This window comes from Daejeonella rubra, from assembly GCF_900103545.1.
Classification (GTDB): Bacteria; Bacteroidota; Bacteroidia; order Sphingobacteriales; family Sphingobacteriaceae; genus Daejeonella; species Daejeonella rubra.
In genome coordinates this window covers 144,948-167,881 of record NZ_FNHH01000009.1, presented here as the reverse complement: position 1 = coordinate 167,881, position 22,934 = coordinate 144,948, and the positions used below count along the sequence as shown (strand labels likewise).

Annotated in this window: 21 protein-coding genes; 9 read left to right on the top strand and 12 right to left on the bottom strand. The window is 37.1% G+C overall.

The features are described 5' to 3' along the window. Window positions 1-196 (top strand): hypothetical protein (locus BLR27_RS18655; RefSeq protein ID WP_221406314.1); only part of this gene is annotated, 196 nt, incomplete at its 5' end. Window positions 197-589: 393 nt separating this feature from the next. After that, window positions 590-1,030 (top strand): PaaI family thioesterase, encoded by a 441-nt coding sequence (locus BLR27_RS08820; RefSeq protein WP_090703908.1) that lies wholly within the window; start codon window positions 590-592, stop codon window positions 1,028-1,030. Between the two features lie 51 nt (window positions 1,031-1,081). Here BLR27_RS08820 and BLR27_RS08815 read toward each other — a convergent pair whose 3' ends face one another. From BLR27_RS08815 to htpG, 3 genes are all read right to left on the bottom strand, one after another. After that, window positions 1,082-2,326: a nucleoside recognition domain-containing protein gene (locus BLR27_RS08815; RefSeq protein WP_090703904.1), complete on the bottom strand. Its 1,245-nt coding sequence runs from the start codon at window positions 2,324-2,326 to the stop codon at window positions 1,082-1,084. Between the two features lie 78 nt (window positions 2,327-2,404). Then, a complete protein-coding gene (locus tag BLR27_RS08810; protein WP_090703900.1) occupies window positions 2,405-3,607 on the bottom strand; it encodes a M14 family metallopeptidase in 1,203 nt (400 codons plus the stop codon). A 119-nt stretch (window positions 3,608-3,726) separates the two neighbouring features. Continuing rightward, window positions 3,727-5,610 carry a molecular chaperone HtpG gene (htpG, locus tag BLR27_RS08805; RefSeq protein ID WP_090703898.1) on the bottom strand — a complete coding sequence of 628 codons (1,884 nt, stop codon included), beginning with the start codon at window positions 5,608-5,610 and terminating at the stop codon, window positions 3,727-3,729. 256 nt (window positions 5,611-5,866) lie between these two features. On the opposite strand from htpG, the gene BLR27_RS08800 reads away from it, so the two are divergent. Beyond that, window positions 5,867-7,552 (top strand): L,D-transpeptidase family protein, encoded by a 1,686-nt coding sequence (locus BLR27_RS08800; protein ID WP_176767647.1) that lies wholly within the window; start codon window positions 5,867-5,869, stop codon window positions 7,550-7,552. 62 nt (window positions 7,553-7,614) lie between these two features. On the opposite strand, the gene BLR27_RS08795 is transcribed toward BLR27_RS08800, so the two are convergent. Both BLR27_RS08795 and BLR27_RS08790 read right to left on the bottom strand, forming a co-directional pair. Then, entirely contained in the window at window positions 7,615-9,213 is a 1,599-nt protein-coding gene (locus BLR27_RS08795) for a peptide chain release factor 3 (RefSeq protein ID WP_090703892.1), read from the bottom strand. 151 nt (window positions 9,214-9,364) lie between these two features. Beyond that, window positions 9,365-10,309, bottom strand: coding sequence for a Smr/MutS family protein (locus BLR27_RS08790; RefSeq protein ID WP_090703890.1), 945 nt, complete (start codon window positions 10,307-10,309; stop codon window positions 9,365-9,367). Between the two features lie 128 nt (window positions 10,310-10,437). Between BLR27_RS08790 and BLR27_RS08785 the strand changes: the two genes are divergently transcribed. The 3 genes from BLR27_RS08785 (at window position 10,438) to BLR27_RS08775 (ending at window position 12,754) form a co-directional block, all read left to right on the top strand. Further along, on the top strand, window positions 10,438-10,653 hold the full coding sequence (locus BLR27_RS08785; protein ID WP_090703887.1) for a VF530 family protein: 216 nt from the start codon (window positions 10,438-10,440) through the stop codon (window positions 10,651-10,653). An 84-nt stretch (window positions 10,654-10,737) separates the two neighbouring features. After that, the gene (locus BLR27_RS08780) at window positions 10,738-11,274 is read left to right on the top strand and encodes a DUF3347 domain-containing protein (protein ID WP_090703883.1); all 537 of its coding nucleotides are present in this window, start codon (window positions 10,738-10,740) and stop codon (window positions 11,272-11,274) included. Window positions 11,275-11,467: 193 nt separating this feature from the next. Then, window positions 11,468-12,754 (top strand): citrate synthase, encoded by a 1,287-nt coding sequence (locus BLR27_RS08775; RefSeq protein ID WP_090703880.1) that lies wholly within the window; start codon window positions 11,468-11,470, stop codon window positions 12,752-12,754. A 93-nt stretch (window positions 12,755-12,847) separates the two neighbouring features. Here the strand turns inward: BLR27_RS08775 and BLR27_RS08770 are convergent, their stop codons facing one another. The 4 genes from BLR27_RS08770 to BLR27_RS08755 form a co-directional block, all read right to left on the bottom strand. Further along, the gene (locus BLR27_RS08770; protein WP_090703876.1) at window positions 12,848-14,122 is read right to left on the bottom strand and encodes a NupC/NupG family nucleoside CNT transporter; all 1,275 of its coding nucleotides are present in this window, start codon (window positions 14,120-14,122) and stop codon (window positions 12,848-12,850) included. Between the two features lie 72 nt (window positions 14,123-14,194). Then, window positions 14,195-14,791, bottom strand: coding sequence for a bifunctional nuclease family protein (locus BLR27_RS08765; RefSeq protein WP_090703873.1), 597 nt, complete (start codon window positions 14,789-14,791; stop codon window positions 14,195-14,197). Between the two features lie 49 nt (window positions 14,792-14,840). Then, on the bottom strand, window positions 14,841-15,818 hold the full coding sequence (locus BLR27_RS08760) for an electron transfer flavoprotein subunit alpha/FixB family protein (RefSeq protein ID WP_090703869.1): 978 nt from the start codon (window positions 15,816-15,818) through the stop codon (window positions 14,841-14,843). A 49-nt stretch (window positions 15,819-15,867) separates the two neighbouring features. Beyond that, entirely contained in the window at window positions 15,868-16,605 is a 738-nt protein-coding gene (locus BLR27_RS08755; RefSeq protein WP_090703935.1) for an electron transfer flavoprotein subunit beta/FixA family protein, read from the bottom strand. 45 nt (window positions 16,606-16,650) lie between these two features. On the opposite strand from BLR27_RS08755, the gene BLR27_RS08750 reads away from it, so the two are divergent. After that, entirely contained in the window at window positions 16,651-16,986 is a 336-nt protein-coding gene (locus BLR27_RS08750) for a heme biosynthesis protein HemY (protein WP_090703866.1), read from the top strand. 4 nt (window positions 16,987-16,990) lie between these two features. Next, complete coding sequence (chrA, locus tag BLR27_RS08745) at window positions 16,991-18,193, top strand: chromate efflux transporter (protein WP_090703863.1); 1,203 nt, start codon at window positions 16,991-16,993, stop codon at window positions 18,191-18,193. Window positions 18,194-18,223: 30 nt separating this feature from the next. Here the strand turns inward: chrA and dnaB are convergent, their stop codons facing one another. After that, entirely contained in the window at window positions 18,224-19,789 is a 1,566-nt protein-coding gene (gene dnaB, locus BLR27_RS08740; RefSeq protein ID WP_090703859.1) for a replicative DNA helicase, read from the bottom strand. Between the two features lie 285 nt (window positions 19,790-20,074). Here dnaB and rlmB point away from each other — a divergent pair, with 285 nt between their 5' ends. Next, complete coding sequence (gene rlmB / locus BLR27_RS08735) at window positions 20,075-20,860, top strand: 23S rRNA (guanosine(2251)-2'-O)-methyltransferase RlmB (protein ID WP_090703856.1); 786 nt, start codon at window positions 20,075-20,077, stop codon at window positions 20,858-20,860. Here rlmB and BLR27_RS08730 read toward each other — a convergent pair. Both BLR27_RS08730 and BLR27_RS08725 read right to left on the bottom strand, forming a co-directional pair. Beyond that, on the bottom strand, window positions 20,853-21,935 hold the full coding sequence (locus BLR27_RS08730; RefSeq protein WP_090703854.1) for a mannose-1-phosphate guanylyltransferase: 1,083 nt from the start codon (window positions 21,933-21,935) through the stop codon (window positions 20,853-20,855). The genes rlmB and BLR27_RS08730 overlap by 8 nt on opposite strands. Window positions 21,936-21,949: 14 nt before the next feature. Then, window positions 21,950-22,915: a KpsF/GutQ family sugar-phosphate isomerase gene (locus tag BLR27_RS08725; protein WP_090703851.1), complete on the bottom strand. Its 966-nt coding sequence runs from the start codon at window positions 22,913-22,915 to the stop codon at window positions 21,950-21,952. Window positions 22,916-22,934 lie beyond the last annotated feature (19 nt).

Sequence of the window (22,934 nt, the reverse complement as noted above, 5' to 3'; positions counted from 1 at the left end):
GATAAACTATCCGGCAGATAGTAAACTACAAATAAAGTTATTTAAAACGATAGAAGCGGAACCTCAGGTTCTGGTTAGGGTATCGCGCCGAAAGAGCAGAGGCAGGAATATTGCAAAATACCGGTGGGATAGAGCCGGGTTTGATTGGGATTGGTGTACCGCAGAAACTGTAAGATCGCACTATCCGCGTAGCTGACCAGCTTAAAATAATCAGAAAGGTATTCCGGAATAATTCGGCTATGAAAAGCATGGAATGAATTGTGTAGGAAGTTTTTTAACCCTGAATTCAAGCTTCTCGTAACTCCATAAATTTGAACCTGATCCCTGATATTTGATTTCAGTTTTTTTGAAACCGGAATGCAAGTCCAACTGATCTATAAACAATAAAACCTCTTGAATTTTGTTTCAAAAGGTTTTATTTAGGTATGTAGGGTCTAATATGTATTATCTTAAACAATAACTATGCCTGTATTAAAAATTTGATTTTTTGACATTAAGCTCAATATTCAGTCCTTCTTCTGTTTACTATTGTAGTGAAATCCAGACAGGGTAGTTTCAATGGTTTTAGTATTATATTCAAAAAGATAAGATGAATAAGACAAATAGTCGTTTAGAGATAATGAAAGAATCAATTGGTAAAAAATCCTTTGACAGTCCATCTCCATTTTCTCATTGGCTTAAGCCTATTATCAGAGAAGCTGAGTATGGATCCCTCAAATGTGAATTTACAGTTCGGAAAGATATGACCAATCCAATGGGTATGCTGCATGGTGGTGTTTCGGCAGGCATAATCGATGATATCATTGGTGCGACTATATTCAGCATGGATTTAAGTCATTCTTTCACTACGATCAATAACTACATAGATTATTTTGCTCCTGCAATGGAAGGAGATATCATTGAAGCTCACACTTCTGTTGTTAAATTAGGCCGTCAGATCATTAATTTGCAATGTGAGATTTGGCTTCCATTTAAGAAAAGGCTAATTGCTCGCGGTTATTCTAATATGATCAGGATAGAAAAATCCTGACCAATTCAGAATATTAATTCAATAGAAAAATAATATTGTTTTAGTTAATTATTACTTAATTGTATGTCCGAAGAAAATATAAGCAAGGAAAATTGCTGCAATCAGACCTACAAGATCGGCGATCAAACCGCAAACAATGGCATATCTTGGCTTTTTGATGCCAACTGAACCGAAGTATACAGCAAGAACATAAAATGTGGTTTCAGAAGATCCCTGAATGATACTTGCAAGTCTGCCCTGAAAGGAATCGGCACCATAGGTTTTCATTACATCAACCATTAATCCTCTGGCACCACCACCACTCAGCGTTTTCATTAAGCCTACAGGTAAAGCAGGAACAAAAGATGTGTCAAGTCCGAATAAAGCTACAAGAGAGCCTATTGCATTAACTACATAATCCATACAACCGGTTGTACGAAAGGCACTTATGGCAACAAGTATGGCAATAAGAAATGGAATGATCATGATGGAAGTACTGAAACCTTCTTTTGCTCCATCAATAAAGGCTTCATAAACATTCACCTTTTTTGATGCACCGTAAACAATGAACAGGGTAATGATTGAAAAAATAATTATACCACCTAAAAGACCTGCATACACCTGAATCTGATCAGGGGGAAGTGAGCCAAGCCATAAATATAGTCCTGACATTAAAGCAATAAAACCACCAAAGAAAACCAGAATTGGTAGTTGAAAAAGGTTAATCTTTTGGTAGATAGCTACAGCGATCATACCTGCTAAGAACGAAATAAAAGTGCCGATCAGGCAGGGAATAAATACATCTGCTGGGTTGGCTGCTCCATTAGCCATTCTTAAGGCAATTACTCCTGTAGGAATCAAGGTTATTCCAGCGGTATTCAGAACCAGGAACATGATTTGGGCATTACTGGCTGTGTCTTTTTGTGGGTTTAGTTCCTGTAATTCCTGCATGGCCTTTAGCCCGACCGGTGTTGCAGCATTATCAAGCCCCAGCATATTCGCCGAGAAATTCATGATAATTGAACCATTTGCAGGATGACTTTTTGGAACTTCAGGAAATAATCTGCTGAAAAACGGATTTACACCGCGTGCAAAAAGTGTGATCATTCCCGCCCGTTCACCGATCTTCATTATTCCCAGCCAAAAGGTCATTATGCCAATAAGGCCAATAGAAATCTCAGCACCTGTTTTTGCACTGTCGAACATTCCGTTGACCACATTATTGAAAATGCTGGTATCCCCTAATACAATGAGTTTTACCAAAGCCACAACAAAAGCAATTACAAAGAAACCAATCCAAATGTAGTTTAAAGCCATAGTGGGGATTATGTTGTGGGTAAGGAGTTATGAGGTATATGTTGCTAAAAATTATCAGTCTGCTAATCAGTCGCCAATTTATTCATTTATGTTTGTTAATCTTCCATTTTCAATGGTGAGCAGAATATTAAGCCCATCCTGAATGATGATATCTGCTGGCTCATCGATCTTTAAGCCTCTTATTTCTGTGATATTAAAAGATTCACAATTGATTTCTTCATAGCCATAGTATTGAGATAAATCACCCAATTCGTTCACAACGTAGGTATAACTTACTGATTGCAGATCTTCATTGATCTTTTCTTCAGCAATTAAACCGACATCTGCCAGATAGGGGATCCCATTTCTTTGAAGTTTACAATTCCTTAATAATAGATGGAAATGCAATTTTTTATTCTCCGGTATCGAGAAATATTCTTCATTCTTCACATGAAGATAAGATTCATCTGCAATACTTATTAAACCGGTAATTATAGCCTTAAAATAGACCTTGCGGATATATTGTTTCTCCGGATCATTGTGAAAGCCTCCTGCTTCTATCAGAATGGTACTTGTTCCGGCAGCCTGAAAATTATCTCCAAAAGCCCTCGGTTCATGTTCATCGTCAAAACGTCCAACACATCCAGGGATACTCTTTTGTAACTCTTTATTCATTATGGCAATTACCTGCATTGCTTTTTGACGGACCGGATTGATACTGAGCTCCTCATCGTAAGCAGGTGCCAGCAGGGAAATTGTTGCGGGATTTCCGCTTTTACCAGCTGACCAGGAGGTACTCTGATCGTGCAGATTAAAACCAAAATGAGGATGGATCTTATCTCTTAATTTGCGCAATAATTGACCTTCAGGACTTTGTTGTCTGTGGAAATCCCTGTTGATGTCGATTTCCATTGCATTTCTTCTGGTAAATAATTCGGCTCCATCAGGATTAAGCATTGGTAAAATATACAGGGTACAGTTTTTATCTATTGAATCTCTGATCTCATTGTATATTCCATTTTGCGATAGAAAGTTTATAAGATCTGCCAGGGCCATAGTAGCTGTAGCTTCATCGCCATGCATCTGGCTCCATAAAAACACCCTGCAGGGGCCATTTCCCCATTTAATCAAATTGATCGAACGTCCCATGGTGGATAGTCCTGCTTCTTCAACCCTAAAAACTTTTTTGTTCCTGATTGAATCTAATAAATCACTTACCAGGCTATGTTTGAAAAAGCGGTCTTTGATCTGAATTTCTTCAAACGACTGATAATTTTCAATGAGGTTGTTGAGCAGATCCATGCCTCTAAATTAATATTTAGTGTTTGAATTTTAGTGTTTATATAAATTTCATTTATGACAAAAAAAATACCCTCCTAATTAAAGGAGAGTATTTATAAGGTTAAAATATATTGTTTCGTTTAGATCAGACTAACACTTCTGTTGACAAATTCTGTTAATTCAGCTCCTGTAAGCATTCCTTGCGAAAGCAAAGCCAGATCAAAGGCCTGTTTAGCAAGCTGTAATTGTTCTGTTTCATCACTGCTTTGCAAGATCTTTCCAATAAGTTTATGGTTACCGTTAATGGCAACATTATAATTATCCGGAAGATTACCATAGAAGCCCATTCCGCCACCCATTTTTGACATATCTTTCATTCTGCGCATGAATTCATCCATAGTTACAATAACTGGAAGTTCATCAGGATTAAGGCTTTCAACTTCTACACGCATGTTCGGCTTAATAATAGCCTTCTCAAAGATTGATTTTACTTTACCTTTTTCCTCATCATTCAATACGTGGACAGTGGTATCTTCTTTGCTGATTATCTTATCTGCAACATCAGCATCAACACGTTTTAAAGATGTTTTTTCAAGCTTTTGCTCCAGCTGGCTTATGAAATGAGTATCGATAGGAGAGTTCATCAGTAAAACATCATATCCCTTTTTATTGGCTGATTGTATGAATGTATCCTGCTTGTCAGCATCTGTGGCATACAGGTAAACCAATGCATCATCCTTATCGGTTTGTATAGATTTTACTTTTTCTTTGTATTCATCAAGAGTAAAATACTCATTTTTGGTATTGGTTAGTAAAACAAAATCTTTACCCTTATCATAGAATTTCTCTTCACTGATCATTCCGTATTTTACAAATAAGCCAATGTCACTCCATTTTTCTTCATAAGATTTACGATCATTTTTAAAAAGTGAAGCAAGTTTATCTGCCACCTTTTTGGTGATATAGCTATTGATCTTTTTCACCGCACTATCAGCCTGAAGGAAGCTTCTCGATACATTAAGTGGAATATCCGGAGAATCGATCACTCCATGAAGAAGCATTAAAAATTCAGGAACAACATCTTTTACCTCATCGGTGATAAATACCTGTCTTGAAAATAATTTGATCTTATTTCTCTGAATCTCAAACTCATTTTTAACCTTAGGAAAGTACAATACGCCTGTCAGGTTAAATGGATAGTCAACATTCAGGTGGATCCAGAACAAAGGATCTTCTGAGAATGGATATAATTCTTTATAAAAAGCAAGATAATCCTCGTCTTTTAACTCTGAAGGCGATTTTGTCCAAATGGGACTTGTATTGTTGATGATATTGTCAACTTCAACAGATTTGTATTTTGGTTTTCCTTCCTCATCAACACCATCGGCCTGCTGCTCTGACTTTGTTCCGAATTGAACCGAAACCGGTAAGAATTTGCAATATTTATCCAGGATCTCTCCCAGCTTTGCTTTGTTCAGAAATTCTTTGGATTCCTTATTAACATGAAGGATAATATCAGTTCCTCTTGTACTACGGGTTCCTGAACTTATTTCAAATTCTGTACTTCCATCACAGATCCATCGTGCTGGCTCAGCACCGTCCTGGAAAGATAACGTTTGTATCTCAACCTGGTCTGCAACCATAAAGGCTGAGTAAAAACCAAGACCGAACTTTCCAATGATCTCATTGGCGTCTTTTGCATCCTTAAATTTCTCAACAAATTCAGTGGCACCAGAAAAGGCGATCTGATTAATATATTTTTTAATTTCTTCGCCAGTCATTCCTAAACCATTGTCAGAAATGGTGATCGTTTTTTTCTTTTCGTCAAAGGAGACTGAAACCTTTAACTCGCCAAGGTCTCCTTTGTATTCACCAAGAGAGGAGAGGCGTTTAATTTTCTGAGTGGCATCCACTGCATTTGCGACCAGCTCTCTCAGGAAGATCTCGTTATCAGAGTATAAAAATTTCTTAATGATTGGAAAAATGTTCTCAGTGTGAATCGAAATGGTTCCTTTTTCTTGCATCTTCTTAATTTATTTGGTTAACAGTGCTATCATCTCAATACTTATTCCAAAAGAATATTATGTCAATTTGACACCCGAAATGCATTCTTTGAGTAAATAAAATGAACAAAACCAAGTTGACCTGACGGTAATTAATCCACTTCGGCACATTTGTTGCATTAATGGCAGAATCGAGGATTATTCAAGAAATTAAATTGTATAAAAATTGAAAAATAAATATTTAAATAATATAAATGAGTTTATGCAATTTCTAAAAATGAATAGAAGTACGAATACATTAGCAGTCAATAATCAAAGAACAGCTTTTTTCGGAATTAAAAATAAGGTAAAACGAATCATATTTTTTTTGTCAGCAGGTTCACTGTTTTTGTTTGCATCTTCCTGTAAAAATTCGAACTCTAGATTTGCTGATAATCCTCAGCAACTTCTCGACAGTACCTATTATATAGAATATGTAAAGTCTGATCCTAAACTCAATGATCAGATAGACCTGGTGAAAACATTTTACAGAGATAGAAAATTTGAATTAGCCTGGTATAAAAACAATGAGATGGTTCCTCAGGCAGAAAAAATGCTTGACGTGATCAGAAAAGCCTCTGATGAAGGATTGAATCCTGCAGATTATCTGATAATCGATTTTGAAAAATTGTATGCAGAGCTTAAGGCTTCCAAAAAGGATTTTGAACGGTTTTCGATTGTTCAGAAAGAAATTGATGTGGCTTTGACAGCAACATATTTTATTTGGGCTTCCGATTATTACAGAGGAGTTGTGGTGCCAAATGAGAACAAAGAAATTGAATGGGATGTAAAACGAAATAGAATCAAGCTGGATCTGGCTTTATTGAATGTGTTGGGAGAGAAAGAGAGCCAATATCCATATGCTAATTTTAGTCCGCTTCATCCTGAATATACACGACTTAAAACAGCATTGGCAGCATACCGAAAGATTGAAACAGCAGGAAGCTGGCCAATTGTTCAGGCAGCACCAAAATTAAAAAAAGGAATGCAATCTCCTGTAATTCCGGCTCTTGCGAAGAGAATGGGAGTAAATATTGATTCAAGTACTGTTTATTCCGAAGAGCTATTTAATGCAGTCAGGCAATTTCAAACAGATCAGGGATTGAAGCCGGATGGAGCTTTGGGTGCTGAAACTATCCGGATCATGAATGTTCCGATTAAAGACCGTATCAAACAGATCATTTTGAATATGGAACGATGGAGATGGTTGCCAAGGAGTTTTGAATCCAATTATTTACTGGTAAATATTCCGGAGTTTAAAGTATACGTTTTTGAGGAAGGGAAAAGTAAGATCTCCATGAATGTAATTGTTGGTAAAGCATTGAACAGCACACCGGTATTTAGTGATAAAATGGAATATGTTGTTCTTTCTCCCTATTGGAATGTTCCATTTAGTATCATTAAAGAAGATCTGGCACCTAAGTTAGCATCTAATCCTTCCTATCTTGACCGCCTTGACATGGAAATTATTACTTCAAAAGGGGAGAATGTTAGTCCTTCCTCCATTGACTGGAATACTATTAGTGAAGATAACTGGAACTATACACTTAGAAGACGTCCAGGGCCAAAAAATGACCTGGGTGACGTAAAATTTATTTTTCCAAACTCGAATGATATTTACCTTCATGATACACCTCATGATGAACTCTTCAGTCAGGCAAAAAGAGGATTTAGTCATGGCTGTGTTCGGGTTGAAAAACCAATTGATCTGGCCGTTTATTTACTTCGGGATCAGGAAAATTGGGATCGGGAAAAGATCCTGAGTGCCATATCTGAACGTAAAGAAAAACAAATTAAATTAAAAGTAACATTGCCTGTTTATCTTGTTTATTTCACGGCATTTACAGATGAAAGTGGTAAAGTTCATTTCCGTGATGATATTTATGGACACGATAAAACCCTTGCCGAGCATTATTTTAATTAAACAAAATCTCTTTTTTCTGTCGTTTAAGAAATTGATAAAAGCCACCATCGTGTGGCTTTTATTTATTGCTTATCCTTATGCCTGTTAAACTCAGATGTGCTATGGAATTCAACATTAGGAAAATCACGTTTTGCAAGGTTTAAAGTCCAATCATTGTCTGCAAGAAATACAGGGTTTCCATCTTTATCTGTTGCAATATGATGATGCCTGCGTTGTATTATTTCATTAATATTTTTCTTGTCTTTTGAAGTTAACCAGCTTGATTTTCGGAAGGTTAATGGCCTGAAAGCACATTTAGCACCATATTCATGCTGTAGCCTGAATACGATCACTTCATATTGAAGTTCACCAACTGTACCAATAATCTTGCGGTTACCCGGCTGCTGTACAAAAAGCTGTGCTACACCTTCTTCAGTAAGCTGCTGAAGGCCTTTCTCCAGTTGTTTTGATTTTAGCGGATCCCTGTTTTCAACTTCTTTGAATATCTCGGGTGAGAAACTTGGTATACCCTTAAATTGTAACTCTTCTCCTTCAGTCAGGGTATCACCGATCTTGAAGTTTCCGCTATCATATAATCCCACAACGTCACCTGGCCATGCCTCTTCAACCAAACTCTTTTCATTGGCCATGAAGTCAACAGGGTTTGAAAACTTTAGTTTTTTATTAAGTCGGGTATGATAGTAAAATTTATTGCGTTCAAATTTTCCTGAACATATTCTAAGAAATGCAATTCTATCACGATGGTTTGGATCCAGGTTGGCATGAATCTTAAATACAAAACCTGTAAAATTCTTCTCATTGGCCATTACCATCCGCTCGTTGGCTTCCCTGCTTTTCGGACTTGGAGCAATTGAAACAAAGGTATCGAGCAATTCTCTGATGCCGAAATTATTGATCGCACTTCCAAAAAATACAGGAGCGAGCAAGCCTTCAAGGTAAAGGTCATTATCAAGTTTACCATAAACACCATCTACCAGTTCCAGATCATCCTGCAGGGTTTTGAGTTCTTTTGGTTGAAGGAATTTGCTTAAAAGCGGATCTTCAAGGTCGTTAACCTGAATAACGGGCTCAGTGATCTTTGATTTGTCCGGTTTAAACAGGTTTAACTGCTTATCGAAAATGTTGTATACACCTTTGAAGTTATGGCCCTGCCCAATTGGCCATGAAAGGGGGCAAACGCTGATATTAAGATTGTTTTCAAGTTCGTCAAGCAGATCAAATGTGTCCTTACCCTCACGGTCAAGCTTGTTGACGAAAATGATGACCGGAGTATTTCTCATCCGGCAAACATCCATCAGTTTTTGGGTCTGCTCTTCCACACCCTTAACACTGTCAACCACCAGAATAACACTGTCAACAGCTGATAATGTTCTGTAAGTGTCTTCAGCAAAGTCCTTGTGTCCGGGAGTATCCAGAATATTGATCCGTTTTCCATTGTACTCAAAACCCATCACTGAGGTAGCAACAGAAATACCTCTCTGCTTCTCAATTTCCATGAAATCTGAAGTGCTGCTTTGATTTGCCTTATTTCGCTTGACAGTACCGGCAGTATTAATTGCACCACCAAACAACAGAAATTTTTCTGTCAGTGTTGTCTTACCTGCATCAGGGTGACTAATAATCGCAAATGTTTTTCTTTTTTCAATTTCAGGATGGACCATAATAGTATCGGAACGTAGGATCGTTTTTGATTTAACAGGAAAGTTTTAGATAATTCTGAAATATATCAGCATCCTTAACATTTTGCAAAGGTAATAAAATTTGATTTAAACCCCTTGAGGCTCCTTCGGGCATGCCAGCAAAGGGTGTTATTTATTTCAGAATGATTTCTGTGGCACCGTAACCAAATTTCTCTTTATATGCATCCATAAAGGTTTTTACCTGGGGATGTTTAGATATGATTTTATGTATTTCATTTCTAAGCGTTCCATTGCCGGTACCATGAATAAAAATAATTGAATGCAATTTATGGACAATCGCTGCATCAAGATACTTTTTAAAGTGGTTTAACTGAATATCCAATATTTCGGAGCTGCTTAGAAACTGATGATCGTCACGAAGTTTTTCTATGTGCAGATCAACTTCTTTTCCGGGATTTGGGATTTCAATCTTTTCTTCAGTGGGTCTGAAAAAGCTTTCCTTTAATTTTTGAGGATCAATTAGCGGAACTTCAGAATCAATTTGTATCAGCCATGCTTCTTTTCCTAAGATTGAACTGTACTTCTTTGCCCCGGAAAAATCTTTTGCCTTAAATTTATCTGAATACAGAAGGGGTTTTTGCATTTCATGTTTACCGTAAGCGTACAATAAAGTCTGAAGATGAAATTTGGGCCATAGGTCGAGTTCATTCAATGATGCAGAATAGACCTGTGTAGTGGATTCCGGGTTTAATATACCAGAACACTCACCTTTAAAGTCATGTTGCTTTTCTGTATTTAAAGTGAATAATACCTGCCATGAGCTTGTATTAATAAGGTTGAAATGTACAACTGATCCAATGCGCTTGTCATCAGCAATTCCAAGGAATATTCCGTTTGAGATGAATTGTTCAGGCTGTTTTAAAGTCGATTCTTCATTTGCATGAACATCTGTAAAATCACTTTTTCCATGTACCCGTGTAACCTGACTTGCAAGTACGGGAATTTCAAATCCATCATCGTCAGTGACAGCAATGGTATTCTCATCAATTATCCGGGTAATAAAACCTTCTCTTCGTTCATTAACAAAACGAACAAATTCACCTAATTTATATTTCATAATCAATGGATTGTACAGATAGAACACAAATCTATTAAAATTAGCTGCCTTATGATCTTATCTACTGATTTTAACGATAAAAACCGGGTCAGGTTCATACCTTTGGTTATACTAATATCTTTAAACTTATGAGTGCTGACCCTCTTCATGGTAAAACTCTGGAAATGATCCTTGTTTTTCTGGTCGATTTTTATGGATGGGAAAAATTGGGATCCCTGATCAGAATAAATTGTTTCACTGACAATCCAAGTATCAGTTCCAGCTTGAAATTTTTAAGAAAAACAGATTGGGCCCGTAAAAAGGTAGAAGATCTATATATAAAGAGTATGGAGCCCTTAAAATAATAATATATCTGATTCCAGATCCTGATCTTTTTCTTCATTTCATTGGTTGAAAATGATGATATTTGAGAAACCAAACTATTTATCATGAATAAAATAAAATTATTTGCATCAGCCCTTTCAATTATGGCTGTATATTCCGCTTGTAACCAAACTCAGGAAAGCACTGAAGCTCCAAAAGCTGATTCAGTTATTGTCTCTGCACCTATGGCGATCGAATTAAAAGATGCTGATTCTGATCGGGCGTATGATCAATATTTACATTTGAAGGATGTTCTTGTGTTATCTGATTCAATCCAGGCTCAGACAGCTGCAAAAGACCTTGCTGTCACACTCCGTAAAATTAATGGTTGTGAAAACACCGCTATCATGGCCGAGAAAATAGCTTCAGGATCATCCTTAAAAGATCAAAGGGTTAATTTTACATCGTTAAGTGCAGATTTAATCGATATGTTTAAACATGCTGAAATTGCTTCAGGAAGCATGTTCGTGCAGTATTGTCCAATGGCCAATGATGGTGATGGAGGCTATTGGCTTGCTTCTGAAACAGAGATCAGGAATCCGTATTATGGAGATGAAATGCTTAACTGCGGAGAAGTAAAAGAGACTATTACTAAAAAATAAATTTCGTTTCAAACAATTAAAAAATCTATAAATAGATCAAAATCTGAATTGAATTCATTGATAAACGCAGTCTATTTTTGAAAAAATGATATCATTTTCATTTTTTAACAAAAATATTGCAATTCCTTTCATGAAAATTAGCTCTAAAGTGAGCTTATTTATTAGTTTTGTCTATTAACTATTTCAAATTAATATGTCAGAATCAGCATCCTTAATAATAGGAGAAAAAACTTACGAACTACCAATAATTACAGGTACTGAAGGCGAAAAGGCCATTGATATTTCAAAACTACGGGATGCAAGCGGATATATAACCCTCGATTCTGGTTATAAAAATACAGGTGCAACCAAAAGCGCAATTACATTTTTAGACGGTGAAGAGGGGATTTTAAAATACAGAGGTTATGGAATTGAGGAATTGGCAGAGAAATCTACTTTCCTTGAGGTTGCCTACTTGTTAATATATGGTGATCTTCCAAATCAATCTCAATTAAATTCCTTTCAGTCGGATATCTCCAGACATACGCTGGTACATGAAGACATGAAAAAGTTTTTTGATGGATTTCCATCGAAATCTCATCCAATGGGTCAATTATCTTCCTTGATCTGTTCATTATCTTCCTTTTATCCTGAATCATTAAATTCAAAACAAACTCCTGAGGAACAAAATCTAACGATTATTAAGCTTTTTGCTAAAATGACCACTGTTGTTTCCTGGATCTATAAAAAATCTTTAGGACATCCTATTATTTATCCTCAGAACAATCTTGATTACGTTAGTAATTTTCTGAATATGACCTTCGGCCAGCGTACTGAAGTGATAGAGATCGATCCTGTTATCGTTAAAGCAATGAATGTATTGTTTATACTTCATGCTGATCACGAACAGAATTGCTCAACATCAACTGTTCGTATGGTTGGATCATCCGATTGTAATTTATACGCTTCCATTTCAGCAGGTATTTCAGCTTTATGGGGTCCGCTTCATGGCGGAGCTAATCAGGCTGTTATTGAGATGCTTGAGCAGATCAAGAACGATGGGGGAGATACTGATAAATGGATCAATAAAGCCAAAGATAAAAACGATGATTTTCGTTTGATGGGATTTGGACACCGTGTTTATAAGAATTTTGATCCGCGAGCGAAGATCATTAAAAAGGCTTGCGATGAAATTCTTGAAAAACTGGGTATTAATGATCCTGTACTTGAGATCGCTAAGAAATTGGAAAGTGCTGCTTTAAATGATCCTTATTTTGTTGAACGCAAGCTTTATCCAAATGTCGATTTCTACTCCGGTATCATTTACCGTGCATTAGGCTTTCCAACAGATATGTTTACAGTGTTATTTGCCCTTGGCCGTTTACCGGGATGGATCGCACAGTGGAAAGAAATGCGCGAAAATAAAGAACCTATTGGAAGACCAAGACAGATATTTACAGGAGAAGTCATACGCGAATATGTTGACTTAAAAAATCGCTAGTAAAACTCACATAAAAGAAAGTCCGGTGAATTTCACCGGACTTTCTTTTATGCAATAAAATATTGATTTTAAATTTCTATCTGTTTTTCTAAATTACATCAGTATGCCTGCAATAGTTGCTGATAAGTAGGAGGCAAGTGTTCCGCATATTAATGCTCTCATTCCAAGTTTAGCCAGGTCAGTTCTTCTTTCCGGGGATAATTCACCAATACCTCCAACTTGTATAGCTATAGAACTAAAATTAGCGAATCCGCATAAAGCGAAACTGGTTATCAGAATTGTTTTGGGATCAAGTGTTTCTTTGATCTTTGCAAGGTCAAGATAAGCCACAAACTCGTTGATTACCATTTTTGTTCCCATCAGTGAGCCTGCCACCTGAATATCCTTACCCGGAACACCCATTGCATAAGCGAAAACTGAAAATAGAGTCCCAAGGATCTGATTTAAACTAAGAGTTTGAAGGTTAATACCTATAAATGAAAGCGACATTCCAAGGCTGCTTAACCCAAAACCAATCTTACCTAACACAAAGTCTACCAATGCAATAATAGCGATAAAGCCAATCAGCATTGCAACCACATTTAAACCTACTTTCAATCCGTCACTTGCTCCGTGTGAAATAGCATCTACCAGATTGGCATTTGTCTTTTTAATCTCCAGTGAAACTCTTCCCTTTGTTTCCGAAATTTCAGTCTCCGGCCAAACGATCTTGGAGATCACCAATGCAGCTGGAGCTGCCATAAGACTTGCAGCGATCAGATATTCTGCAGGAACTCCCATAGCAATATACACTGCCATTACTCCACCTGCAATACAAGCCATACTACCGGTCATGGAAGCTAATAGTTCAGACATGGTCATTCCTTTCAAATAAGGTTTTATCATTATCTGGGCTTCTACCTGGCCAACAAAGGCGCTGGCAACGTTTGATAATGCTTCAGAGCCTGAAACACCCATCAATTTGTAAACGATCATTGCTATGAATTTTACAACACGCTGCATAATTCCAAGATAATACGCAACACTCACCAATACAGCAACAAAAATTATTGTCGGAATAATATTAAAGAAAAAGATAAATTCATTACCGCTGCCGAAAGCTTTACCCATATTCACAGAATTCACCAATGGTCCGAATACAAATTCAGCGCCTTTCTGAGAAAAGTTTAAGATTTTAGTAACTGCATCACCCAACCAGGAAAAGATAGTTTTGCCAAGTGGAACTTTAAGGATAAAGACAGCGAGAGATAGTTGAATTGCTATACCTGAAAATACCAGCCTATAGTTGATCGCTTTTCTGTTGTTAGACATTAAAAAGGCGATACCAAAAATTAATACAACGCCAATAAGACCGGTGAATCTCTCCATAAAGAAATTTAATTCTGAATTAATCGTGAAATTTAGGAATAAGAATTAGAAATAAAACTTTTATAGGGAAATTCATGAAGATTTCCGCCTTGAAAGTTCATCACGAATGTTTGCAGCTTTTTCATAGGCTTCGTCTGCAAGTGCATCCTTTAATTTGATTTTTAGTTCCTCTTCAGAAAGTGAACTGTAATTTAAAGTAGGACTTGCTACTTTTTCTTCTGTTTGCGGCTCAATATTTTCAAGGAAAACAAATTCATTACCTTCAATGACTATTCCGGCGCTTGCTAAAATAAATTCATAGGTATAGATAGGACACTCAAATCGCACAGCCAAAGCAATTGCATCCGAAGTTCTTGCATCTATCTCACTGGTTTTTTTACCGTCAGAACAAATTAATTTGGCATAAAAGATTCCGTCTACCAGGTTATAAATTATGACTTCCTGAATATTAATATGGTAATTAGCTGCTAAAGATTTAAAGAGATCATGAGTAAGAGGCCTGCTGGGAGTCATTTTTTCGATTTCAATAGCAATAGCCTGTGCTTCAAAACTTCCTATTATGATAGGTAGTCTTCTGCGCCCATTTACCTCACCAAGAACAAGTGCATATGCACCTGATTGAGTCTGACTATATGATAAGCCTACAATATCTAGTTTAATCTTCTTCATAAAATAAGCCTAAAGGGTTATGAATTCAAATTACTCAATTTTATAAAGATCAGGAATGAGCTTTATAAGCCTTAATAGCGTCGATCAGCTTAGGTACCACTTCAAAAGCATCACCAACGATGCCGTAATCAGCTACTTTGAAAAATGGAGCTTCAGGGTCTTTATTGATAACAACAATTGTTTTTGAAGAGCTTACCCCTGCAAGATGCTGGATCGCACCGGAAATCCCAATTGCAATATAAAGGTTAGGGCTTACAGCAATTCCTGTTTGACCAACATGCTCTTCATGAGGTCTCCATCCTGCATCCGAAACCGGTTTAGAACATGCCGTAGCCGCACCGAGTATACCGGCTAGTTCTTCGATCATTGCCCAGTTTTCAGGTCCTTTCATACCACGACCGGCAGAAACAACCAGTTCAGCATCTGGTAAAGCTATTTTGTCACTTGCTCTGACAATCTCAGAAACCATAGTGCGAAAATCCGAATCTCTGAATTCAGGTTGAAAATCTTCAACTTTTGATATAGATCCGCTCTCTTTAAGTTGAAAGGAGTTTGGATTTAAAGCAATAACTTTTACTTCTGAATTTAATTCAACAGTTGCAAATGCTTTTCCGGAAAATGCAGTTCTTTTTATTGTAAATGTATTATTGTCTGTTTTGGGAAGCTCAACAGCAGCATCTGCAAGACCAGCTTTCAGTTTGACCGCAATGCGTGGTGATAGTCCCTTTCCTGTGAATGAGTTGGCTAAAACAACAACAGAAGAACCTTCCCTTTTTGCTGCTTCTGCAATTACAGATGCATAAGCCTGATTCACAAAGTTTTTTAGCTTGTCACTGCTTACATTAAGAACCTTTGCCGCACCATATTTGCCCAGATTACTTAAATCATCTTGTTTTACATCTCCAATGGAAATGGCAATTAATTCTGTTTTTAACAGATCTGACACAGCCGCGGCGTATGAAACTACTTCAAAAGTAGATTTCTTAAATTTGCCATCTGCATTTTCAACATATACTAAAACTGACATATTTATTAGTTAAGCCCTAAAAAGGGATTTTGAATTTATGATCTGTGTTTTAAATTACTTTTGCCTCTGTATGTAAGAGACTAACCAGTTTTTCGGTTTCATCCTGCGAAAGGATGGTTACAGAACCCCGGGGGGCAGGAACACTATAAGATGTGAAAGTGATCAATTGATCAACTTCAGTTGGCTCAACAACTTCCAGTGGTTTTGTCCTGGCAGACATTATCCCACGCATGTTTGGTATTTTAGGCTCAGCTACACCTTCAGCGCAACTTGCTACAAAAGGGAAACTGACTGTTAAATGTTCTTTACCGCCCTCTATTTCGCGAATAATACTTGTCTTATCTGAATCAATATCAAGTTTTTTAATAATTGAAATTGAAGGTATGTCTAAAAATTCACCCAGCATAGCAGCAACCTGTGAGCCATTATAATCGATTGATTCACGGCCTGTTAGAATCATATCAAAACCTTTATCTTTTGAATAATGTGCTATCTGAGCTGATACAAAATATGAATCCCTGGGTGATGCATTGATCCGAACAGCATCGTCAGCGCCTATTGCCAGCGCTTTTCTTATGGTTGGCTCAGAACTTATTTCTCCAACATGAATTACAGTAACAGATCCTTTACCACCTTCAGCTAATTCAATTGCTCTTGCCAAAGCAATTTCATCATAGGGGTTTAATATAAATTGAACACCTGCTGTATTGAATTGTGTATTATCGCTGTTAAAAGTTATTTTTGTTGTTGTATCGGGGACATTACTGACACAAACTAATATTTTCATATAGATTTCTCTTTTTACAAATCTACTTAAAAAAGATAAAATAAAATGCATCTTATCCGATTACAAAAGCTTTTGGATTTTCTGAAAAATGAGCCTGATGATCCTTTTTTGAAATATGCTTTGGCAACAGAATATTTGAGTCAGAATGATATAGAAAAGGCGCTTTTTTATTTTGAAGATCTGTTATCAAAACACCCTGAATATGTTGGAACCTATTATCATATAGGTAAATTATACGAACGTCTTGACAGGAAATCGGAAGCTATTCTAATTTACCAAAAAGGAATGGAAGTAGCAAGAAGAGCCGGGGATAGTCATGCTTACTCTGAATTGCAGACAGTTTTCAATTCAGCTTCCGGTTTAGATTACGAAGACGATTAAATTTATGTGGAGTAAACGCCAGCTTATTTTTCTTTACGATGTAATTTGGTTTACTCTTACTGCCTTTGGTGGTGCCCAGGCGCATATAGGCATGATGCTTAAAAACTTTGTAAACAAAAGGAAATATATTTCTGAAAATGAATTACTGGAGCTGAATGCATTAACCCAGATTCTTCCAGGACCCTCTTCGACGCAAACATTGGTAGGAATCGCTTATAAGGTCGGAGGTTTGCCGATCGCAATTACCACTTTTTTTATTTGGATATTGCCATCCACAGCATTAATGTCTCTGGCAGTATTAAGCTATACTTTATTAGGCCAGAAGGAAAAATTTGATAAAATTCTGGAGTTTATTCAGCCTATTGCAGTTGGAATTGTGGCCTATGCTGCATTTTCATTCGGTCGTACTATTCTGAAATCTCAAACATCCATCTGGCTTGCTGCAGGATCACTATTTGCAACTTTACTTTTAAGGAATGCTTATGCTTTCCCGATATTGATTCTGATAGGAGGGATCGTTTCATCTACTGTCGAAACAGCAATAGAGGAAAATAACCTTCGATTTAAACTGTTTTCCAACATTAACCCTCGAAAAATAGCCTATTTTATAGGAGTACTGTTATTATTTGCAGGCTTGGGTGCTCTAATTAACCGGACATCTCCTTTCAGTTTACCTATCCGTTTATTCGAAAATTTTTATCGGAACGGCATTATGATATTTGGCGGCGGACAGGTGCTAGTGCCATTTATGTATACCGAATTTGTGGAGATGAAGGGATATCTTAATTCAGACCAGTTTTTATCAGGATACGCATTTCAACAAGCTTTGCCAGGTCCAACTTTTTCATTTACTTCCTTTGTAGGAGGAATGACACTCAAAAATGCAGGATATAATATCTATGGGCAAGTAATGGGTAGTATTATTGCAGTTTTGGGGATCAATTTGCCTGGACTAATCCTGATCCTTTTTATTGTTCCATTCTGGAATGATTTGAAAAAAATTACACGCATAAAAAACTCGCTTTCCGGGATCAATGCAGTTTCCGTAGGGTTTATGGGTGCAGCATTTCTACTATTATTGCAGCCTGTCGGAATAAACTATTTATCGATGGGCCTGGTTATAATAACCTTTTTGCTGCTGGTCTTTACCAGGATCAAAACACCTTTTTTAATCCTGGCTGGAGTTTTATTGGGTTTGTTTTTCTAAAATAAATCTGTGATCAGAATGCAATCCTGATTAAAATGGTGGTTCATCGTCGATATCATCCATTCTTGACGGTCGGATAATAAAGTTGCTGGGTTTCTCAAAATCCTGTGAAGGTGAAATTCCTGCAAATGGGTTAGGATTATTTCCTGATGGACTGCTGAAGTCTTCTTCCAGATCTACAAACTTTACAAATTTTCCGACAAACCGGAGTGGAACGGTACCCGTTTCGCCGTTTCTGTGCTTAGCAATAATTACTTCGCCTATCCCGATGGTGGAACGACCATTCTCATCTTCTGTAAGTCCATAATATTCAGGACGATAAAGGAATAATACCATATCTGCATCCTGTTCAATAGAGCCAGATTCCCTTAAATCTGAAAGCATTGGCTTTTTGCTGCCACCAGGGCGATTTTCAACAGCCCGGCTTAATTGAGATAATGCAATTACAGGTACATTTAGTTCTTTGGCAACTGATTTCAATGCTCTTGAGATACTACCGATCTCCTGTTCACGGTTACCGCTTTTGCCATCACTTTTACCATGCATTAGTTGAAGGTAATCGATAATGATCATCTGAATGTCATACTGGGCTTTTAAACGCCTGCACTTTGCCCTGAATTCAAAAATATTTAAGGCGGGGGTATCGTCAATAAATAGGGGAGCTTCGGTTAGTTTCCCTATCTTGGAATGAAGCTGCTGCCATTCCCATTCTGCCAGATGACCTTTTCTTATTTTTTCCTGTTCTATTTCTGTTTCGCCTGAAATCAAACGATTTACAAGCTGTACAGAAGACATCTCCAGAGAAAAGAAAACAACAGGTTTATTAAACTGTACTGCAGCATTTCTGGCACAACTCAATACAAATGCGGTTTTACCCATTGCAGGCCTTGCAGCAATAATAACAAGATCTGAAGGCTGCCATCCTGAGGTAATTCTGTCCAATGCGGTAAATCCTGAAGCAACACCTGTTAGTCCATCAACTTTATCTTTTATCTTTTCCAGATTCTCCAATGACTCACGAATGATTTCATCCATCTTTCTGGAATCTCTTCGAAGGTTGTTTTGCGCAATATCAAACAGGTTTTTCTCTGCATGATCCAACAGATCGAAAATATCAGTGGTATCCTCATAGGCATTACTGATTATTTCTGTGGAGATGCGAATAAGTTCACGCTGAATGAATTTTTGAGAGATAATCCGGGCATGATATTCAATATTTGCTGCAGATGCAACACGGTTTGTTAGTTCTGTAATATAATAGGCACCTCCAATCATTTCCAGATCGCCTTGCTGACGCAATTGGGCAGTTACTGTAAGTATATCGATGGGCGATGACTTTTGGAAAAGAAACTGGATAGCCTCGAAAATCTTTTGATGACTATCCTTGTAAAATACATCTGGTTTAAGGATGTCAATTACAGCAGAAAGAGCATCTTTTTCAAGCATCAGAGCACCAAGTACCGCTTCTTCAAGATCTAGTGCCTGAGGGGGTAATTTGCCCAACCCACTGGACATGGTACTTAGTTTATTCCTTCGCTCTGCAGAAAAAGTATTTTTATTGCTTTTATTGTATTCCTGATCCTTTTCTAAACTCATAGCAACAAAAGTATACAAAAAATGGAGCAGAAAAGTTTAAGTTTTTCACACTCTAAATTTGAATTAAATCTCATTATTGTATTCACCTCCTTAAATCACATGTTTTATTAACATTAATATTAATATTAATGTGGATATCTGATAAAATAGGCTTCCAACTGGGTACTATCATTGTGTTAATAAATTTGATGATGTTGATAAACTAGCATTCCATTCTTATAAATCTTCTTATTTCTACGAAAAGGGAAATTATATCTAACTTGGCGGCTTAAATAATATGTAGAGATGAATGGTAGCCCTTTTAAACGAAAACGCGAGCAGGAAACACATGAGTCAAACCAAATGGTATTTGGAATTCGTGCGATCATAGAGGCAATTAAAAGCGGAAAGGAGATTGAAAACCTGTTTTTACAAAGGGGACTTACCGGCGGTATAATTCTGGAGTTACGCAGTTTGTTAAAAGATCAGGAGATTGGTTTTCAACTGGTTCCGGTAGAAAAACTCAACAGGCTTACAACAAAGAATCACCAGGGTGCGGTTGCGTTCATTTCACCAATTAGTTATGATAAAATAGAGAATATAATACCGTTAATATATGAAAAAGGGGAGGTTCCTCTTATATTAGTGTTAGATGGTATCACTGATGTACGCAATTTTGGAGCAATTGCAAGAACAGCCGAATGCGCAGGCGTCCATGCGATCATAGTTCCGGCAAAAGGTTCAGCCCAAATTAATCCGGATGCGATTAAAACGTCTGCTGGTGCTCTTTATAAGATCCCTGTTTGCAGGCATGATAGTCTTTTGAAAACTGCGAAATTTCTTCAGGAATCAGGTTTACAGCTGGTTGCATGTACAGAAAAAACCAATGATTATCTCTATCAGCCTGATTATACAGTTCCGACTGCAATAATAATGGGTTCTGAAGAAACAGGAATTTCAACTGATTTGATACGTATTTCTGATCATCTGGCTAAGATTCCAATGTATGGCGAGATCGAGTCACTCAACGTTTCGGTTTCAGCAGGTGTTTTATTATATGAAGCAGTTAGACAAAAATTAGCTGCTAAATAAATTCACTTCCAAAACGCTGTTTTACATCAGCTACAATTTGCTTGATCTCCTGTTCCTGTTCTCTAGGGCAGATTAAAAGTGTATTGTTTTCCTCAACTACTATGAAGTCATGTAAACCCTGAAGGACAACCAGTTTCTCTTTTGAAACATTGACCATACAATTTGAGGAATCGTACATGATCACCCTTTCTGATGGAATTACAACATTTCCTACATAATCCTTTTCGGACTGATCGTAGATTGAAGCCCATGTTCCCAGATCTGACCATCCAAATTCTGTCGGTAAAACATACACATTGTCAGCCTTTTCCATAATCCCGTAATCAATGGAAATATTAGTGCATTGTGAAAATGCAGACTGTATAAATTCTTGCTCCTGAGGAGTATTATAAACCATTTCTCCTTCTTTGAAGATATCATTCATTTCAGGAAGGTATTTTTCATAAGATTTAAGAATGTTCTTTGCGGACCAGACAAAAATTCCTGCATTCCAAAGAAAATCACCACTTTGAACAAATGTTTTTGCTAATTCAATATTTGGCTTTTCGGTAAAGGTCTTTACTTTGAAAAAATCTTCACCGATCTTTTGCGTATTGAACTGAATGTAACCATATCCGGTATCAGGTCTTGAAGGTTTGATTCCAAGAGTTATCAGACAATCGTTTTCTAATGCTGCATCAAGTGATTTTTTAATGCAACGGGTAAACTCTTCTGAGTCCATGATCAAATGGTCAGAAGGAGCGACTACAATTGATGCATTCGGGTTGATTTTTAGTATTTTATGGCTGCCATATGCAATACATGGGGCAGTGTTGCGCATAACGGGTTCAGCAAGGATTTGAGATCCATCAATATCAGTTAATTGCTCTTTTACCAGGTCAATATAGCTTTCATTAGTTAAAATGAAGATATTCTCCCGGGGTACGATCTTTAAAAAACGATCGTAAGTTTGCTGGATAAGTGTTTTTCCTGTTCCTAATATGTCAATAAATTGCTTTGGGTGTGCCGTACGGCTTAAAGGCCAGAATCTGCTGCCAATGCCACCTGCCATTATGAGGACGTAATAATTTTTCATACTTATTTAAATACTTAAATAATTCCTTCTTTCAAAAGATCATGAAGATGGATGAACCCTTCAAACTTGCTTTCTGTACCAACAAGTATCTGGGTAATATTATTAACGCGTAGTATTTCAAGGGCGTTAACGGCAAGTTCATTCTTGTCGATGTATTTAGGCGATATTGTCATGATGTTTGCAGCGGTTAGTCCATCAATGGTAGTGTTTTTATTCAGCATTCTACGTATATCTCCATCTGTAATAATTCCGCTAAGCTTTCCTTCATCAACTACCGCTACTGCTCCAAGTCTGTTTTTTGTGATTTCAATGATTACTTCTTTTACTGATGCATTGGAAGTTACTACTGGTTTTTCATTTTGAGCAGCTAGGTCGCCAACTGTTAAATATAAACGCTTCCCTAAAGAACCTCCGGGATGGTATTTTGCGAAATCAGCACTGCTGAATTCGCGACACTCAAGTAAACATACTGCCAAAGCGTCACCCATGGCCAATTGAGCAGTAGTACTGGTAGTTGGAGCAAGATTATGTGGACAAGCTTCATGCTCAACTGAGGTATCTAAAAGCCAGTCGGCCTGTTTTGCCAAAAAAGATTCCTTATCACCTGCCATTGCGACAAGTTTATTTCCACCTTGTTTTAATAAAGGTACGAGTACCTTGATCTCTGGTGTATTGCCGCTCTTAGAAATACAAATCACCAGATCATTTTGCTGTATCATGCCCAGATCGCCATGAATGGCATCTGCAGCATGCATAAAAATTGCAGGTGTACCTGTAGAATTAAAGGTAGCGACGATCTTTTGAGCAATTATTGCACTTTTTCCAATTCCTGTTACAATAACTCGTGCATTTAGGTACAAAATTTGATGTACTATTTCTGAAAAATCATCGTTTAATTGTGTTGAAATACGGCTGATGCCTTCTGCTTCAATTTGAAGCGTTTTTCGTGCTATTTCCAATATTTCAACCTTGCTTTTCAACTTGATTATTTTTAAATAA

Excerpts from the sequence above, each read along its gene's own strand:
- BLR27_RS08820 (WP_090703908.1), top strand. The coding sequence starts at position 590 with ATGAATAAGACAAATAGTCGTTTAGAGATAATGAAAGAATCAATTGGT.
- BLR27_RS08815 (WP_090703904.1), bottom strand. The coding sequence starts at position 2,326 with ATGGCTTTAAACTACATTTGGATTGGTTTCTTTGTAATTGCTTTTGTT.
- BLR27_RS08810 (WP_090703900.1), bottom strand. The coding sequence starts at position 3,607 with ATGGATCTGCTCAACAACCTCATTGAAAATTATCAGTCGTTTGAAGAA.
- htpG (WP_090703898.1), bottom strand. The coding sequence starts at position 5,610 with ATGCAAGAAAAAGGAACCATTTCGATTCACACTGAGAACATTTTTCCA.
- BLR27_RS08800 (WP_176767647.1), top strand. The coding sequence starts at position 5,867 with ATGAATAGAAGTACGAATACATTAGCAGTCAATAATCAAAGAACAGCT.
- BLR27_RS08795 (WP_090703892.1), bottom strand. The coding sequence starts at position 9,213 with ATGGTCCATCCTGAAATTGAAAAAAGAAAAACATTTGCGATTATTAGT.
- BLR27_RS08790 (WP_090703890.1), bottom strand. The coding sequence starts at position 10,309 with ATGAAATATAAATTAGGTGAATTTGTTCGTTTTGTTAATGAACGAAGA.
- BLR27_RS08785 (WP_090703887.1), top strand. The coding sequence starts at position 10,438 with ATGAGTGCTGACCCTCTTCATGGTAAAACTCTGGAAATGATCCTTGTT.
- BLR27_RS08780 (WP_090703883.1), top strand. The coding sequence starts at position 10,738 with ATGAATAAAATAAAATTATTTGCATCAGCCCTTTCAATTATGGCTGTA.
- BLR27_RS08775 (WP_090703880.1), top strand. The coding sequence starts at position 11,468 with ATGTCAGAATCAGCATCCTTAATAATAGGAGAAAAAACTTACGAACTA.
- BLR27_RS08770 (WP_090703876.1), bottom strand. The coding sequence starts at position 14,122 with ATGGAGAGATTCACCGGTCTTATTGGCGTTGTATTAATTTTTGGTATC.
- BLR27_RS08765 (WP_090703873.1), bottom strand. The coding sequence starts at position 14,791 with ATGAAGAAGATTAAACTAGATATTGTAGGCTTATCATATAGTCAGACT.
- BLR27_RS08760 (WP_090703869.1), bottom strand. The coding sequence starts at position 15,818 with ATGTCAGTTTTAGTATATGTTGAAAATGCAGATGGCAAATTTAAGAAA.
- BLR27_RS08755 (WP_090703935.1), bottom strand. The coding sequence starts at position 16,605 with ATGAAAATATTAGTTTGTGTCAGTAATGTCCCCGATACAACAACAAAA.
- BLR27_RS08750 (WP_090703866.1), top strand. The coding sequence starts at position 16,651 with ATGCATCTTATCCGATTACAAAAGCTTTTGGATTTTCTGAAAAATGAG.
- chrA (WP_090703863.1), top strand. The coding sequence starts at position 16,991 with ATGTGGAGTAAACGCCAGCTTATTTTTCTTTACGATGTAATTTGGTTT.
- dnaB (WP_090703859.1), bottom strand. The coding sequence starts at position 19,789 with ATGAGTTTAGAAAAGGATCAGGAATACAATAAAAGCAATAAAAATACT.
- rlmB (WP_090703856.1), top strand. The coding sequence starts at position 20,075 with ATGAATGGTAGCCCTTTTAAACGAAAACGCGAGCAGGAAACACATGAG.
- BLR27_RS08730 (WP_090703854.1), bottom strand. The coding sequence starts at position 21,935 with ATGAAAAATTATTACGTCCTCATAATGGCAGGTGGCATTGGCAGCAGA.